14 protein-coding genes and 1 pseudogene are annotated in these 15,488 nt (G+C 54.8%); 9 read left to right on the top strand and 6 right to left on the bottom strand.

What is annotated here, in order from left to right:
* Positions 1 to 114 (top strand): annotated as a pseudogene (locus tag ACOSDM_RS14495) (IS5/IS1182 family transposase); the annotation flags it as partial.
* Here the strand turns inward: ACOSDM_RS14495 and ACOSDM_RS14500 are convergent.
* A complete protein-coding gene (locus ACOSDM_RS14500; protein WP_420725259.1) occupies positions 98 to 1,522 on the bottom strand; it encodes a hypothetical protein in 1,425 nt (474 codons plus the stop codon). The pseudogene ACOSDM_RS14495 and the gene ACOSDM_RS14500 sit on opposite strands and share 17 nt — an antisense overlap.
* A 235-nt stretch (positions 1,523 to 1,757) precedes the next feature.
* On the opposite strand from ACOSDM_RS14500, the gene alr reads away from it, so the two are divergent.
* The 7 genes from alr to ACOSDM_RS14535 all read left to right on the top strand — a co-directional run bounded on the left by alr (position 1,758) and on the right by ACOSDM_RS14535 (position 9,413).
* Positions 1,758 to 2,906: an alanine racemase gene (gene alr, locus ACOSDM_RS14505; protein WP_420725260.1), complete on the top strand. Its 1,149-nt coding sequence runs from the start codon at positions 1,758 to 1,760 to the stop codon at positions 2,904 to 2,906.
* Complete coding sequence (locus tag ACOSDM_RS14510; RefSeq protein WP_420725261.1) at positions 2,903 to 3,676, top strand: MlaE family ABC transporter permease; 774 nt, start codon at positions 2,903 to 2,905, stop codon at positions 3,674 to 3,676. The genes alr and ACOSDM_RS14510 overlap by 4 nt, the downstream gene beginning before the upstream one ends.
* A complete protein-coding gene (locus tag ACOSDM_RS14515; protein ID WP_420725262.1) occupies positions 3,673 to 4,461 on the top strand; it encodes an ABC transporter ATP-binding protein in 789 nt (262 codons plus the stop codon). The genes ACOSDM_RS14510 and ACOSDM_RS14515 overlap by 4 nt, the downstream gene beginning before the upstream one ends.
* A gap of 579 nt (positions 4,462 to 5,040) precedes the next feature.
* The gene (gene radA, locus ACOSDM_RS14520) at positions 5,041 to 6,459 is read left to right on the top strand and encodes a DNA repair protein RadA (protein WP_420725440.1); all 1,419 of its coding nucleotides are present in this window, start codon (positions 5,041 to 5,043) and stop codon (positions 6,457 to 6,459) included.
* 91 nt (positions 6,460 to 6,550) lie between these two features.
* Positions 6,551 to 7,216: a CvpA family protein gene (locus ACOSDM_RS14525; RefSeq protein ID WP_420725263.1), complete on the top strand. Its 666-nt coding sequence runs from the start codon at positions 6,551 to 6,553 to the stop codon at positions 7,214 to 7,216.
* Positions 7,217 to 7,227: 11 nt separating this feature from the next.
* A complete protein-coding gene (gene purF / locus ACOSDM_RS14530; protein ID WP_420725264.1) occupies positions 7,228 to 8,718 on the top strand; it encodes an amidophosphoribosyltransferase in 1,491 nt (496 codons plus the stop codon).
* Positions 8,719 to 8,723: 5 nt separating this feature from the next.
* Positions 8,724 to 9,413 carry an SDR family NAD(P)-dependent oxidoreductase gene (locus ACOSDM_RS14535; protein ID WP_420725265.1) on the top strand — a complete coding sequence of 230 codons (690 nt, stop codon included), beginning with the start codon at positions 8,724 to 8,726 and terminating at the stop codon, positions 9,411 to 9,413.
* Between the two features lie 5 nt (positions 9,414 to 9,418).
* Here the strand turns inward: ACOSDM_RS14535 and ACOSDM_RS14540 are convergent, their stop codons facing one another.
* Genes ACOSDM_RS14540 through ACOSDM_RS14550 form a run of 3 tightly spaced genes read right to left on the bottom strand, consistent with a single transcriptional unit; the run spans position 9,419 to position 12,578 of the window.
* Entirely contained in the window at positions 9,419 to 10,108 is a 690-nt protein-coding gene (locus tag ACOSDM_RS14540) for an ATP-binding cassette domain-containing protein (RefSeq protein WP_420725266.1), read from the bottom strand.
* An 8-nt stretch (positions 10,109 to 10,116) separates the two neighbouring features.
* Positions 10,117 to 11,295 carry an ABC transporter permease DevC gene (gene devC / locus ACOSDM_RS14545; RefSeq protein WP_420725267.1) on the bottom strand — a complete coding sequence of 393 codons (1,179 nt, stop codon included), beginning with the start codon at positions 11,293 to 11,295 and terminating at the stop codon, positions 10,117 to 10,119.
* Positions 11,292 to 12,578, bottom strand: coding sequence for an HlyD family efflux transporter periplasmic adaptor subunit (locus ACOSDM_RS14550; RefSeq protein ID WP_420725268.1), 1,287 nt, complete (start codon positions 12,576 to 12,578; stop codon positions 11,292 to 11,294). Before ACOSDM_RS14550 ends, devC begins: the two co-directional genes overlap by 4 nt.
* Positions 12,579 to 13,010: 432 nt before the next feature.
* Between ACOSDM_RS14550 and ACOSDM_RS14555 the strand changes: the two genes are divergently transcribed.
* Positions 13,011 to 13,598 (top strand): TetR/AcrR family transcriptional regulator, encoded by a 588-nt coding sequence (locus ACOSDM_RS14555; protein ID WP_420725269.1) that lies wholly within the window; start codon positions 13,011 to 13,013, stop codon positions 13,596 to 13,598.
* A gap of 6 nt (positions 13,599 to 13,604) precedes the next feature.
* Here the strand turns inward: ACOSDM_RS14555 and ACOSDM_RS14560 are convergent, their stop codons facing one another.
* Both ACOSDM_RS14560 and der read right to left on the bottom strand, forming a co-directional pair.
* Positions 13,605 to 14,030 carry a hypothetical protein gene (locus ACOSDM_RS14560; RefSeq protein ID WP_420725270.1) on the bottom strand — a complete coding sequence of 142 codons (426 nt, stop codon included), beginning with the start codon at positions 14,028 to 14,030 and terminating at the stop codon, positions 13,605 to 13,607.
* Positions 14,031 to 14,045: 15 nt separating this feature from the next.
* Positions 14,046 to 15,461, bottom strand: a complete 1,416-nt coding sequence (gene der / locus ACOSDM_RS14565) for a ribosome biogenesis GTPase Der (RefSeq protein WP_420725271.1) — start codon at positions 15,459 to 15,461, stop codon at positions 14,046 to 14,048.
* Positions 15,462 to 15,488 lie beyond the last annotated feature (27 nt).

The raw sequence follows: 15,488 nt of genomic DNA on the forward strand, positions 1-15,488 counted from the left end.
CGACTATTTGGACGCCTCAAGGACTGGCGGCGCGTCGCCACGCGATACGACAGATGCGCTCACGCTTTCCTCAGCACAATCGCTATCGCCGCGACGGTCATTTATTGGTTATGAGTCCTGAGCCTAGCAAACTTATGCATTTACAAACTAGTCCAATATCTGAGAACTCAGCATTTTTTAACGCCCTAGTCGCTCGGCTTGATAATACAATTCGTCCAGAATAATACTTATCTGTCCAATCTTTTATATCTTTGTATGCTTCAGGAATATTTAAAAGGGGATTTCTAGCGTCGTTCATTTCCTTTCCATCAACGCTCTCTAGATGATCTATACGATCCCGCATCCAGGCGACCTGAGCTTTAAGTTGATCTCTTTCAATTTCCATTTTTCTGCGAGAGTCTTCCTCACCAAGTGCAAGTTGCTGCCATTCCTTTGCATTCTTATCAAGATCAGCAATTTCACTTTCATATAAAGTAATGATTTCCTTATTAGGCTGCGTATGCTCCACATTTTTCTTTTGCTCTTCTAGCGCTTCTTTTCTGCGTGATTCAGTCGCGGCAGTTTTTATAGCAAGAAATCCAGGAACATCTCTCTCCGGGTCAAACTGCTTGATGCTTTCCAAAGCAGACATTTGAACAAGATAATCTTCAAACGCTTTGCCACCTATACCATCCCAGTTTTCAACAACATGCCGCATTGCGATAGGGTGTTGATATGGGTCAACATCTTCAAAATTTAGTCCTGGGCGATATGTTCTGATGGCGCGATTAAAAACCGAAAGAGGTTTACCTAAACGATCTGACAAAATGAATGCGGCAGGTCCTGTGATCATATAGACATGAGACAAACCTACTGTTTTTCTAGCAAGGCCATGCATATCAATTGGGTAAGAGCTCGTATATTTTTCCTCATCTTCTGCAAGAGATGCTACTATTATTGGTCTCTTTCGTCTTCTATCCGTTATCAGATCAACTAAAGAATTAACTTCTTCTTCTTTACTTATGAGCCCTGGAAACAATGAAACATCTCGGCCATTTCTACTCATTCCAACTTTCTCAACTATTTGCCTCAGCACACCTGGTATTGTAGCCGAATATATTGGATTTTCTTCGCGGGTCGAAAGTGTTAAACGCAACCCATAACTCACAGATAAGTCTTCTTTATTAATAGCGATTAACTGCTCTGTTACCCAAACACCATTATCGGCAGAATAGTCCAAACGAGCGGCCCAAAAATCTAAACTTTCTATTTGAAGCCTAACAACTGATGTATGGGCTCCGGGAACCGGATGATCGAAGCTATTGCCATTTATTGCTTCATCTGGAAATCCAGGGGATCGATTTCGCAACCACTTTATAGCTTCGAACCGAGCCCGATTTGAAATATCTTCTGGATCATTTCCTCTAAGATTTCCCACAAATCGAATAATTGGTATCTGTCTCAAAGAATGTTGATTTGGTTTCGGATGCAAGGGCCTCGGCTGCCCAGATATTGGTGAACTTTTATGATTCGAAACAGTCATAGTGTGTATCTCCCTTGCCAATATTTCGGGAAAAACCCGTTGATAATTGTAATCTAAAACTTACATTCAGAATTTCTTTAGCAACCTATGATTATGTTTTGTTGCTTTCACGCTACTAAAAAATTGAATTTTAGAAAAGTTAGAATTTGTTAAGTTCCTGTCCAGCTCCCTCCCCCTTGCACTTTCCCGCTTCGCCCGTCATGAAAGGGCATCCTAAAAAGCAAGGTGAGTGCCCATGACGTCTGGATTTCCCCATAGCCCCACGGTATTGACGATTGATCTGGATGCGGTGGCGTCGAATTGGCGGTATTTGCAGGATCTGACGGCGCATAAATGCTGTGCGGCGGTGGTGAAGGCCGATGGCTATGGGCTGGGGCTGGCCCCGGTGGCGCGGCGTCTGGTGGCGGAGGGCTGCGATACCTTCTTTGTTGCGCATCTGGACGAAGGGATCGCCTTAGCATCCGCCCTGAAACCGGGATCAAACACGCCCTGGAATACGCGGCCCCGGATTTGTGTGATGAACGGCCTGATGCCAGGTCAGGCAGCGGTCTATGCCCAGTATGATATATGGCCCTGCCTGAATGATCTGGGACAGGTTGAGGGCTGGCAGCGTTTCTGTGGAGATCAGGGGAAGGCCCTGCCCGCCGTGCTGCATATCGATACGGGCATGAGCCGCACCGGGCTGGACCGGCTGGAAGCCCGGGTGCTGATGGAGCAGCCATCGCGACTCGATGGGATAAATCTGCGCTTTATCATGTCCCACATGGCCTGTGCCGATACGCCAGACGACCCGACGAATCGACGCCAGCAACAATACTTCGCCACCTGCCTGAAACATCTGCCAAAGGCGGCGGAAGGCGGTATGCTGGCGGCGTCCAGCGCCTCATTTCTGGGGCAGGACTGGCATTTCGACTGGATCCGTCCGGGCGTTGCCCTGTATGGCGTGCGCCCCAATAGGGTCGCGCCCAACCCGCTGAAACCGACGATTTCTCTGGATGCCAGAATCCTGCAAATCCGTCAGATTGACGCCCCGGAAAGCGTCGGATACGGTGCCAGCCATCGGGTTCAGGGACCGACCCGGATTGCCACCCTCGCGGTCGGCTATGCGGATGGGTTTCTGCGCTCCCTCAGCAACAATGCCTCTGCCTGGACAGGAGATATCGAAATGCCGATTGTCGGTCGAGTCTCCATGGATCTGATCACAGTCGATATCACCGCCGCGCCCCAAATCGGCCCGGGCGACAGCCTTAATCTGATCGGCCCGCATCAGGATATTGATGCGGTTGCAGACAAAGCGGGCACGATCGGCTATGAAATCTTAACCTCTTTGGGCCAGCGCTATGCGCGTCACTATCTTGGCCAATCAGATGGAGAGACTGCATGAATCCGGTCCGGGCGCTGGGCGCCGGTTTTCTGAAATTCCTGGCGGCGACCGGGCGGTTGACCGTTTTTGCCCTGACCGGGATCAGCCATTGCGTGCGCCCGCCCTTCTATCCGCGCCTGATCCTGCGCCAGATCATTGATATCGGCTATTATTCCCTGCCTGTGGTCGGTTTGACGACGCTGTTTGCCGGCATGGTTCTGGCGCTGCAGAGCCATACCGGCTTTGCCCGGTTTTCCGCCGAAGGGGCAATTCCTTCCGTCGTTGCGCTGTCGATTACGCGGGAATTATCGCCAGTTCTGGCGGGCCTGATGATCGCCGGGCGGATCGGGGCGGCCATGGCGGCAGAATTGGGCACTATGCGCGTCACGGAACAGGTCGATGCCCTGGAAACCCTGTCGACCAACCCGATGAAATATCTGATTGTGCCGCGCCTTCTGGCCGGGGTGACAATGCTGCCCTTCCTGGTGCTGATCGGCGATATCATGGGGATTTTCGGCGGCTATGTCGTCAGCGTGTTCAAGCTGGGCTTTAATGAACAGACCTATCTGATCAACACCTGGAACTTTATTGAGGCGCAGGACGTTATCTCCGGCCTGGTTAAGGCGGCCGTGTTCGGGTTTCTGGTGGCGCTGATGGGCTGTTATCATGGCTTTAACAGCCGCGGCGGGGCTCAGGGCGTCGGGGCGGCGACAACCAATGCTGTGGTCAGCGCCTCGATCCTGATCCTGATCGCGAATTACCTGATTACGGAGATGTTCTTCGCACAATGACCCAGGCCCCAGAAACCACCCCAAAGATCCGATTGACCGATGTGCATAAAAGCTTTGGGCAGAAGCGCATTCTGCAGGGATTCACGCTGGATGTGATGCCCCAGGAATCGGTTGTGATCATTGGCGGGTCCGGGACGGGAAAGTCGGTCATGCTGAAATGCATCCTGGGCCTGATGGAGCCGGAACAGGGGGAAATAGAAATCGATGGCCAGCCCGTCACCCATCTGTCCAAAGGGGACCGGGAAAAGGTCAATGCCAGGATTGGCATGCTGTTCCAGAATGCCGCCCTGTTTGACAGCCTGCCGGTCTGGGAGAATGTCGCTTTCGGCCTGATCCAGGGTAAAGGCATGCGGCGCGGACCGGCGAAAGAGGTTGCGATTGAAAAGCTGGCCCAGGTTGGCCTTACCGCCGATGTCGGGGCCCTGTCCCCGGCGGAACTGTCTGGCGGGATGCGCAAACGTGTCGGGCTGGCGCGCGCCATTGCCGGTGACCCCGATATCATCTTCTTTGACGAGCCGACGACGGGCCTGGACCCGATCATGGGCCATGTGATTGACGAACTGATCGTAAAATGTGTGAAACAGGTCGGCGCGACGGCAATCACCATCACCCATGACATGGCCAGCGCCAGACGCATCGCCGACCGCATGGCGATGCTGTATCAGGGCAAGGTGATCTGGGACGGCCCGGTCGCGAATATCGACCATTCTGGCAATCCCTATGTCGATCAATTCATCACCGGCAGCGCCGAAGGTCCGATCAAGATGGAACTGCGAAAACTATAGCCATGGCAGCGATGCACAAAGCGAACGATGTCGCCCTCTACCGTGCTCCCGGAGGTAATCCGGCGTCCATCACGGCTCGTGGCATTTTGTGCGATTGGCCGAGGCGTCGCGCCTGCGCGGAGATGCCAACAAGAGTTGAAGAGTTGATCCCTCTCCCCTTAAAGGGGGGAGCCTCATATCTTACCCCTCCCCCCTTGAGGGGGGGAGCCCCATATTTTACCCCTCCCCCCTTGAGGGGGGGAGCCCCATATCTTACCCCTCCCCCCTTGAGGGGGGGAGCCCCATATTTTACCCCTCCCCCCTTGAGGGGGGGAGGTTGGGAGGGGGGTGATCTCTCCTCCGCAATCCAGTCTGATACAGGCAAAGGCCTTGCGGCCTTGTCACCCCCACCCCGACCCTCCCCCCTCAAGGGGGAGGGAAAAACAGAGCCATCCTCCCCCCTCAAGGGGGAGGGAAAGACAGAGCCATCCTCCCCCCTCAAGGGGGAGGGAAAACAGAGGCATCCTCCCTCCTCAAAAGAGACGGGGCATGAGCAATGGTGGCCAATTTCATGGATCCCTGACGTCAGGCGGTCGCTTCATGGCTAAACCGCAGAAAAGATTCGTCTGTCAGGAATGCGGGGCGGTGACACCGCGCTGGGCAGGCAAGTGCGATGCCTGTGAGGCGTGGAATTCCATTGTAGAGGAAACCGTTGAGGCGACCCCGATTGGCGGGGGCAAGCGATCCGGGTCCGGGGGGTCGGGTAAGGCCTTGGATTTCGTTGGCTTGAAAGGCGACAGCGAACAACGACCCCGCCTGAAATCCGGTATTGATGAACTGGATCGCGTTCTGGGGGGCGGGCTGGTTGATGGGTCCGCAACCTTGATTGGCGGAGATCCGGGCATTGGGAAATCCACCTTACTGCTGCAGGCTGCCGCAGCGTTAAGTGCCCATGCCAGCGTCGCCTACATCTCTGGCGAGGAAGCGATTGAACAGATCCGCATGCGCGCCCAGCGGCTGAATGTGTCTGACACAAAGGTGGAACTGGCAGCGGCGACCTCTGTGCGCGATATCCTGGCCTCCCTGGATCGACCCGACGGGGCGCGGGTGGCGGTCATTGATTCCATTCAGACCATGTATGTCGATCTGCTGGATTCCGCACCCGGCACGGTGGGTCAGGTTCGCGCCAGCGCCCAGGAATTGATCCGCGTGGCAAAGCGTCGTGGCACGGCAATCCTGTTGGTGGGCCATGTGACCAAAGAAGGGGCAATCGCCGGGCCTCGCGTGCTGGAACATATGGTCGATACGGTCCTGTATTTTGAAGGGGAGCGCGGCCATCCCTTCCGCATTCTGCGCGGGGTTAAGAATCGCTTTGGCCCGACAGACGAAATCGGCGTCTTTGATATGACAGAACGCGGGTTGGAAGAGGTTAAGAACCCCTCTGCCCTGTTTCTGGCGGATCGACAGGATGGCGTTGCGGGGGCAGCCGTCTTTGCGGGGATAGAGGGATCGCGCCCGATGCTGGTGGAAATCCAGGCTCTGGTGGCTCCATCTGCCTTGGGAACCCCACGCCGCGCCGTCGTTGGATGGGACAGCAACCGCCTGGCGATGCTGTTGGCTGTGTTAGAAGCGCGCGGGGGGCTGGATTTATCTGGTCGAGATGTCTATTTGAACGTCGCAGGCGGCCTGCGAATCGGCGAACCTGCTGCAGACTTGGCCGTGGCGGCGGCGATTGTGTCCTCGCTGACCGGAATTCCAGTGCCGATGCGCACAGTCGTTTTTGGCGAAGTGGGCCTGTCTGGCGAGGTTCGCGCGGTCGGTCGACCCGATGCGCGCCTTAAAGAGGCCGGAAAACTGGGCTTTACCAGCGCCATCGCGCCGAAAGGCCGGGCTGCGAAAGAAAGTAAGGCGGATGATATTGCGATCAACGCGATCAGTGATGTGTCGCAATTGATCCGTGATTTGGAATCGTCCAGCGATGGGCCAATTCGCATTCTGGACGCGGACGCCAGGCGATAGTACCAAACGGTGTTTGTTTAACTGGGTACCTGAAACTTTTTTCCCATCCGTCTTTCATGCATTGAAAGACGGAACTGGGCGGAGGTCTTGAATGGACAGCCTTCCCTTCACCACGACCGATATGGTGGTTCTGGGCAGCATCGCGCTGTTTGGTTTGCTGGCGGCCTATTGGGGGTTCGTTGGATTGGTCACCGGCATTGGGGCCTGGGTCGGGGCACTGACGGTCACGGTGCTGGGCTATCCCCATGCACAGGCCTTCGCGCGGGAACAGATTTCTCAGGAATTATTCGCCGATATTGCAGCCGGTGCGGCGCTTTTTGCCGGGTCGCTGGTGATCCTGATGATCTTAAGCTCCATCCTGTCCCATGTGGCAAAAGAAAGCCCGTTGGGATCGATCAATCGCGCCTTGGGATTTGTCGCGGGGCTTGGGGTCGGGTATGTATTGGCGTGCATCATCCTGCTGGGAGCCGTCCTGATTTTTAACGAATCCTCAATCCCGCAAAGCGTAAGAGACAGCCGATCCTATACCCTGGTTCGGGTCGGCGGTGTTACGATCCTGGAATCGCTGCCAAAAGACGTTGGCGGCTATATTCTGGAAAAGCTGGAAAAAGGTCGCCAGACAGTAAACACAGTGGAAGATGTCCAACGCGTCATGCAGCCGCCCGTCGATAGCGGCAAAAAAGCGGGGGAGGCTGGTTATTCCTCATCCCAGAATGACAGTCTGCAAAATGTAATCGACAGCTCGGCCAACCAATAGGACCTGACACGATGACCCTAGACGTCAGTACGAACCCTTTCGACGATGACAAGTTCCATGAGGAATGTGCCGTCTTTGGTATCTTCGGCACCGAAGATGCCTCAAAACACACAGCGCTGGGCCTGCATGCCCTGCAGCATCGCGGACAGGAGGCGACGGGCATTGTCTCCTTTGACGGCAAAGAATTTCATGCCCACCGGGAAACCGGTCAGGTCGGTGATGTCTTTGATAAAAATCGGGGCATTGTTGAAAAGCTGAAAGGCTTTGCCGCCATCGGACATAACCGATACTCCACCACCGGCGGCGATATGGTGCGCAACATCCAGCCCCTGTTTGCAGATTTTGAATTCGGGGGCCTGGCCGTTGCCCATAATGGCAACCTGACCAACGCGCTGCGGCTGCGTAAGGAATTGGTGAAACACGGCGCAATTTTCCAATCAACGACGGATACGGAAACCCTGATCCATTTGATGGCCCATGCCCAGGGCAACCTGACCGAACGTCTGGTCGCCGCCCTGCGTCGCGTTGAAGGGGCCTATTCCCTGGTCTGCATGAGCCGTAAAAAGCTGATCGGCGTGCGCGATCCAATGGGCGTGCGCCCGCTGGTTCTGGGGAAATTAAGCGAGCCATCCAAAGACTCAACGGCCTATATTCTGGCGTCTGAAACCTGTGGCCTGGACATTATGGGGGCGGAAAAAGTCCGCGATGTCCTGCCCGGCGAATTGATCGTCATTGACGAAAAGGGCGTCCACAGCCAATTCCCCTTCCCTAAAATGGCGGAACGGTTCTGTGTATTTGAATATATCTATTTCTCACGCCCTGACAGCATTGTGGAAGGCCATTCAGTCTATACCGCGCGCAAGGCGATTGGCCGTGAACTGGCCCGGGAACATCCAGTCGAAGCGGATGTGATCGTCCCGATCCCGGATTCCGGGGTGCCCAGCGCCATCGGATATGCGGAAGAAAGCGGCGTCCCGTTCGAGTACGGCATCATTCGCAATCACTATGTCGGGCGCACCTTTATTGAGCCGACCGATGAAATCCGGCATTTGGGCGTGAAGCTGAAACACAATGCCAATCGCGCGGTGATTGAAGGCAAGCGGGTCGTGCTGATCGATGATTCCATCGTGCGCGGCACCACATCGCGCAAGATTGTCGAAATGATCCGTGCCGCCGGGGCAACGGCGGTTCATATGTGCATCGCCAGCCCGCCAACCACATACAGCTGTTACTATGGCGTCGATACGCCAGAACGCAGCCAGTTGATGGCAGCCCGCATGAGCCATGAAGAAATGCGCCAGGCCATTGGCTGTGACACACTGACCTTTATCACCATGGATGGCCTGTATCGCGCAATGGGCCATACGGGTCGCGACCCGGCAAAGCCGGCCTATTGCGACGCCTGCTTTTCTGGTGATTACCCGATCCGCCTGACGGATTTCGGTGACAGCGGGGGTCAGCCAGCGCAGCTCTCTTTGTTGAGAGAACAGAAAGCAGGATAGTTTACATGACAAAACGCCTTGAAGGACGTCTCGCCCTCATCACCGGGGCCAGCCGAGGGCTGGGTGCTGCGGTGGCCAAGCGATTTGCTGCGGAAGGGGCGCATGTCATTCTGACCGCCCGCACGGTCGGAGGCCTGGAAGAAATTGATGACGAAATCCGCAAGGCCGGCGGAAAAGCCACTCTGGCGCCGATGGATCTATTTGAGCCAGACAATATCGACCGAATGGCGGCTTCCATTCACGAGCGGTTCGGCAAGTTGGATATCCTGGTCAGTGCGGCGGCGCAATTGGGTGTCCTGACCCCCACCCACCATCTGGACCAGAAGACCTGGGATCGCACGCTGCACCTGAACCTGACGGTCAATCAACGGCTGATCCGCGCCTATGACCCATTGTTGCGCCTGTCCCCATCGGGTCGCGCCTTGTTTGTCACCTGCCAGATCGCCAGTCAGCCCAAAGCGTTCTGGAGTGTCTATGCAGCCAGCAAGGCAGGCCTGGAAAGCCTGGTGAAATGTTATCAGTTGGAGGTTCAGAAGACCGCGCTTGGCATTCATCTGATTGACCCGGGTCCGCTGACAACCAACCTAAGGGCGGAAGCCTATCCGGGTGAGGAAAAGGGGACCCATCCTTATCCTGATGATCCCGCTATCACTGATCTTTTCGTGGATCACTCGGCAGCGCCAAGCCTGCAATAGTTCCGTTATGTTTCTGGCAGGATGCGTCCGTCTTCCATTGTGATGATGCGGTCTGCCATGTCCATAATACGGGGATCGTGGGTCACCATCAGGGTGGTTGTGCCCCGTTTTTTTCCCAATCGTTTCAGCAGCGCGACAACCTCATAGCCACTGTCTTTATCCAGGGCGGCCGTTGGTTCATCCGCCAGAATCACATCAGGATTGCCAACCAGCGCACGGGCAACCGCCACGCGTTGTTTTTGTCCCCCGGACAGATTGCCCGGCAAATAATCCATCCGATCCTGCAGCCCCATCAAGATAAGGCAGCGGCTGGCTGCCGACCTCCAATCGCGCATTGCGATCGGACCATGTACTTCCAATCCCATGCGGACATTCTGCATGGCCGTCAGACTTTCATGCAGGTTATGTGCTTGAAAGATAAAGCCCAACCGTTTTCGGGACTGAATCATTAGCGCTTCATCCGCGCCTTGCAATTCATGCCCCATCAGCAGGGCGCTGCCGTCCTGAATTACACGCAGACACCCGATCAGGGTCAGCAAAGTGGTTTTCCCGGAGCCCGACGCCCCCATCAGGATAACCAACTGGCCTGTTTCAATAGTCAGGTCGATATTAAACAGAACCTGCTTACGGGCCTCTCCCTCCCCGAACCAATGGTTTAACCCCTTGATCTGAATGGATGGATACGTCTGCGCCATAGGCCCCCCTAAAACAAATCGGCCGGATCGGCGCGCACTAGACGCCTGGTCGCGATAGCGCCTGATATCGTACACATAGCGATGGTCCCGATCAGGATATAGATCGGTCGGGCCGCGGTCATATAGATTGGCAACCCCGTACCGATCTCCACCAGTTTGTACAATCCCATGGAAATCAATACGCTGGGAACAAAGCCAAACAAGGCCAGAATCAGTGCTTCTTCAAACACAATACCGATAAAGAACCAAGGACCATATCCGATCGCCTTAAAGGTTGCATATTCCCTCAAGTGATCGGCGACATCACTGGACAAAACCTGATAGACAATGATCACACCGACCAATGTTCCAATGATGATGCCGAACCCAAACACAACGCCAACCGGTTTCTGGGTGGTTTGAAAATTCTGATCTTTCTGAACCGCCTGTGCAATTGTCCGGACCTGTGTGTCCGATGCAGGCAGCACCGCCCTCAATTTCGGCAGGATATCAGCAATCACCACGCCAGAGTCCACCCGCACCAGTATAAAGTTTGGTGCCCCGGCAACACGCTGTGGAAATAGTTTCAAGAATGTCTGATCAGAGACAATAAGATGTCCATCCGCCCCGAATCCACCCCCAATGCCAAAAGTGCCATAAACTGTGATGCGGCGGCCTTTTGTTTCGAACTCATAGGGGTGTCCACTATCAATGCGGTCAAACAGATCAGCCGGCAGAACATTGCGGGTCTTGTGATCAATCAAGGCTGTATCCGAAAGCATCAGATCCGCCTGCCGCTTGTTGATATCATCAGATCGAAATACGTTCGCTGTTGGATCAATGCCAAAAACGTTTAAGGCGCGCTCTGTTCCATCGGGTTGTTTCCAATCGATCTTGCCAAGTAAAAGGGCTGTTGCCTGCGCAACTCCTGGCACGCCAAGGGCCTGATACATCCGCTGTCTGGGGACCGGGCTGCCGTCAGTCAGAGTATTTGTGTCCGACGCGCTTATCAGCAGATCTGCATCCATTTCCGTATAGGGCATCCGAATGCTTTCCAACAGCGCTCCAAAGAAGCCGATTTGCATAAAAACCAGAACATTGGCAAAGGCGACACCGGCAAGTGCGGCAGCAAAGCGCGCCCGATTATGGCGCAATTGCAACCAGCCAATTGGCAATCGTCCGAACAACGCCGTCAGCAGCGCGGTCACGGTCTTACCGCGCCGGCCGTGACCGCAATTCGCGCGGTAACCTGCAGATTTGTATAGCGCTGGGCGATAACCGACGCGTCCGGTGACAGTTTAACCGTCACCGTCACCACCCGGGCATCCGTATTTGCGGCCGGGTCACTATCGGTAACGGTTTGCGGCTTCACCTGATATCCAATTTTCTCGACGATCCCCTCCAGGGGATTGGGCAAAGCATCCGACTCAATTGTGACCGAAGCCCCCACCGCCACAGCGGCAATCATGGATTGATAGACCTCAACCTCTGCTGTCATTTGGTCAATATTACCCAGTTTCAGCAATCCTTTGGATCCGGGCCTTTCACCCACTCTGACATCCAGACTAAGAATTGTGCCCGATGAGGGGGCCCAGACGTAGGCATCGTCCAATTGCGCCTCCGAACGGCGCAATTCAGCTTGTGCTGCGGCCAGTTCCCGAGTCGCGACCACCACATCTTTCTGCATCTGTAATTCGGTGAAATCGTACCTGGATAATTTGGCTCGGGCGCTTTCCACATCCTGAACCGATTGTTCATAGGCCGTACGCTTGGCTTCAAAAACAGCCGCGGTTGCATATCCCTTTTCTTTCAGATCCCGGAACCGCTCAAAATCACTTTTCGCTGTGCTGACGGCGGCCTCTGCACGCGATAGGGCAGCCTTGGCTTCAGCCCGATTTGCCATAACGGTATCACGTATTTCCGCCAAATTCGCTTGACGGGTTTCAACTGTCGCCACGGCCGCATCGACCGCCGCCTTTAACTTCTTTTCCGTGTCCAACGTGGCCAACAGGGTTCCTGCGGTCACGCGCTCCCCCTCTATCACATGCAATTGTGCAACACGCGCATCCCCGGCCTGAGAAGGCATGGCGACAATTGTGACATCGCCATCCGGAATCAATTTCCCCAGACCGACAATCGTATCCGGCAGCGTGTCCTTCGATGGAGATTCTGGCGGTCGATCCACAGGCAGAGCAATGGGATGGGATGTACCCGCCCCCGGCTCAAGGCCTGTAATCTGCATGAATTTCTGCAATCCGGGTGGCTGGAAATACAGGCCAATAAACCCACCAATACCAATCAACAGAACGACCAGCGGGATAAACCTTAATTTTTTCAAGCCTGACAGGAAGGTCCTTCTGCGCGGTTTCTCGTGATCTTGCGCTGCACGGTCCACAGCAAGCAATGGCAGATCACCACTGTCCTTTTGGGACAATACCGCCGTCTTGTCTGGCCCACCGGGGGTATTTGGATTCGATCCGCGCTCTTTCATGCCCCCAATCCCAACCCTTCAGGTCCAATCACAAACTGATATTCCTAAAATACAAACATAAACACCATAGCGTCGAATGCGGACATTAATACGACGGTTTCAGGGACATAATATCAAAGAACTCCTTAATGAAGCATCATGCAGACTGCAGGCGATCCACCTATAAACAACGCCCCAAAAATCCAATCTGTACCCCGGCCTCGCACCTTTGAGCGCGACATCTAAGCGTCAACGCACCCAGGCCCAATCACCAATTACGGACGCTATTCAAATTTCATTCCATTCATATTGACTGACCAGTCAGTCATAGCATAGACTCTTCGCACTTTTCAAGTTCAGAGACAGGATCAAAGGGAGGAGTCAGGTTCCCTCGATGAAATGGAGGTTTTCTTGAACGGCGCGTCCCCTAAAGCCAGCCAAAAAAGACAGCGCATGACGACAGATCAACGCCGTGAAGCCATTTTAAAGGCTGGACTGGATATCTTTGCCGCAGAGGGATTTAATGCTGCAAAACTGGATACTGTGGCGCAGAGGGCTGGTGTAGCAAAAGGAACCATCTATGTGCACTTCAAAGATAAACAGGACCTGTTTGAACAAATCATTCTAGAGGCTGTTTCACCTATCATCACCAGACTAGAATCAATCACAGACCTGCCGGAGGTTCCAACCGCTGTCCTGCTCGCAACGGTGTATCAAGACTTCCAGACCGATATTCTGGAAACTGAAAAGAAACACATCATATGTCTCGTGCTGAAAGAGGGGGCTAATTTCCCCGCCATAGCAACCTTCTACCACCGGGAAGTGATCACCAAAGTCACAGCCGTTCTAAATACCGTTATAGAACGCGCCTTAAACCGTGGGGAGGCCCTGTCATCGGCAGTTCGGAATTTTCCCCACCTGATCATCGCCCCGTTGATATTGTCCCTGATTTGGGATGATCTTTTTGCAGAGATTGACCCGCTTGACGTGGGTGCCTTGTTGGAAGCCCACCAGAAACTGCTAATGCCAGACTCAGGTTAGAAACCCTTACCGCAGTTTCTTGAGTTCCCATTCGCCGCGACAATATTTGTGGGTCCACTCTCCTTGGGCGGTGTTCTTTTGGAATGTCCCGGTGAATTCAGCATCCGTGGCACCCTGGACACCCGTCAGCTTGATGCCCGCGACCGTGCCGTCTTCTGCGACAGTGCCCGTGAAGTTGCCTCGCCCCAAGGGCAGGCGCAATTCCCCATACAGCTGACCATTCTCGACCTTCACCCGCAATCCCCCGCGCGCGATATAGCAATCTTCTGTGCGGAGCGAGACACTTAACTGGCCAACCCAGGCCCCATCAAATTCTGTCGATGTAGGGGTAAACAGCCGCGTCGCGTCACAGGCCGCCAAGCCAATTAGGGCCATGGGAAGTATAATTCGGACCACAAGCTGGCGGATGCTATGGAACTGACGTGAAAGCATTGTTTGCCTGATCCCCTATCGTTTCTGCGGTTGGAAGGGATTCTTGCCCTGGCGCAGATTCAACCGCAACGGCACGCCATCCATTCCAAAATCACTGCGCAATCCATTGGTTAAATACCGGATATACGCTTCCGGCAGGTTTTCCGCCTGGGACGCAAAGATCGCAAAGGTCGGCGGTCGGATTTTCACCTGGGTCATATACCGTATTTTAATACGACGTCCCTTTGCCAGGGGGGGCGGGTGCGCCGCGACCATGCCTTCCAGCCAGGTATTCAGTTTAGACGTCGAAATCCGCTTGTTCCAGATTTTATGGATACGGAATGCTTCGGCCAGCAGCTTGTCCAGATTCCGCCCCTGCAAGGCAGAAATCGTCACCACGGAAACGCCCTTCAATTGGGTAAGGGACGTCTGCAACCGGTCTTTCAGCTTCTGTAACTGCTCAAGGCGGTTTTCCACCGCATCCCATTTATTGGCGGCAATGATCAGGGCACGGCCTTCCTCAATCACCTGTCGTGCGATGGTCAGATCCTGCTTTTCCAGCATGTCATCGGCATCCAGCACCAGGACCACGACCTCTGCGAAATCAATCGTGCGGCGGGTGTCCGCAGCGGAAAGGCGTTCTACCTTTTCAGAGACACGGGCACGCTTGCGCAGGCCTGCCGTATCAACCATGCGCAGATGCTTATCCTTCCAGACCCAATCTACGGCAATCGAATCCCGGGTGATCCCGGCTTCCGGACCGGTCAACAGGCGGTCTTCACCCAGATAGCGGTTGATCAGGGTCGATTTCCCCACATTCGGGCGCCCCACAATCGCGATTTGAAGCGGGCGTTCGGGCGAGCCTGCTTCCGGTCGCTCGTCCTCTGCGGTTTCTTCAGCATCGGGGTCCAGATCAACATCCAGGTCCGGCATTTGAAGGCCCGGCAAGGATTTGGCGCGATCCTTCACATAGGGCTTCAGGGCATCATACAGTTCTGACAACCCCTCGCCATGTTCCGCAGAAAAGGCGATCGGCTCCCCCAGCCCTAATGAGAAGGATTCCATCAGCCCGGACTGCGCGGCGCGGCCCTCGCATTTATTGGCGATCAGGATTATTGGTGTCTTGCCCTTGCGCAACAGATTGGCGAAACGCTCATCCAGCGGGGTTATGCCTGCACGGGCATCCACCATCAGCAAGGCGACATCTGCATCAACAATGGCGCGTTCCGTCTGACGGCGCATGCGCGCTTCCAGGCTGTCGTCGGTTGCGTCCTCAAACCCGGCCGTATCAAAGATACGAAAGCGCAATTCGGCCAGACTGCCATCGCCTTCGCGCCGATCACGGGTGACACCGGGCGTATCGTCTACGATCGCCAGACGCTTCCCAACCAAACGATTAAACAAAGTGGATTTGCCGACATTCGGGCGGCCCACAATGGCGACAATGGCCATGGCCGATGACTTTCTACAGGTTGCAGT

The sequence above is a fragment of the Hwanghaeella sp. LZ110 genome (genome assembly GCF_048892525.1).
Lineage (GTDB): Bacteria > Pseudomonadota > Alphaproteobacteria > UBA8366 > Aestuariispiraceae > Pacificispira.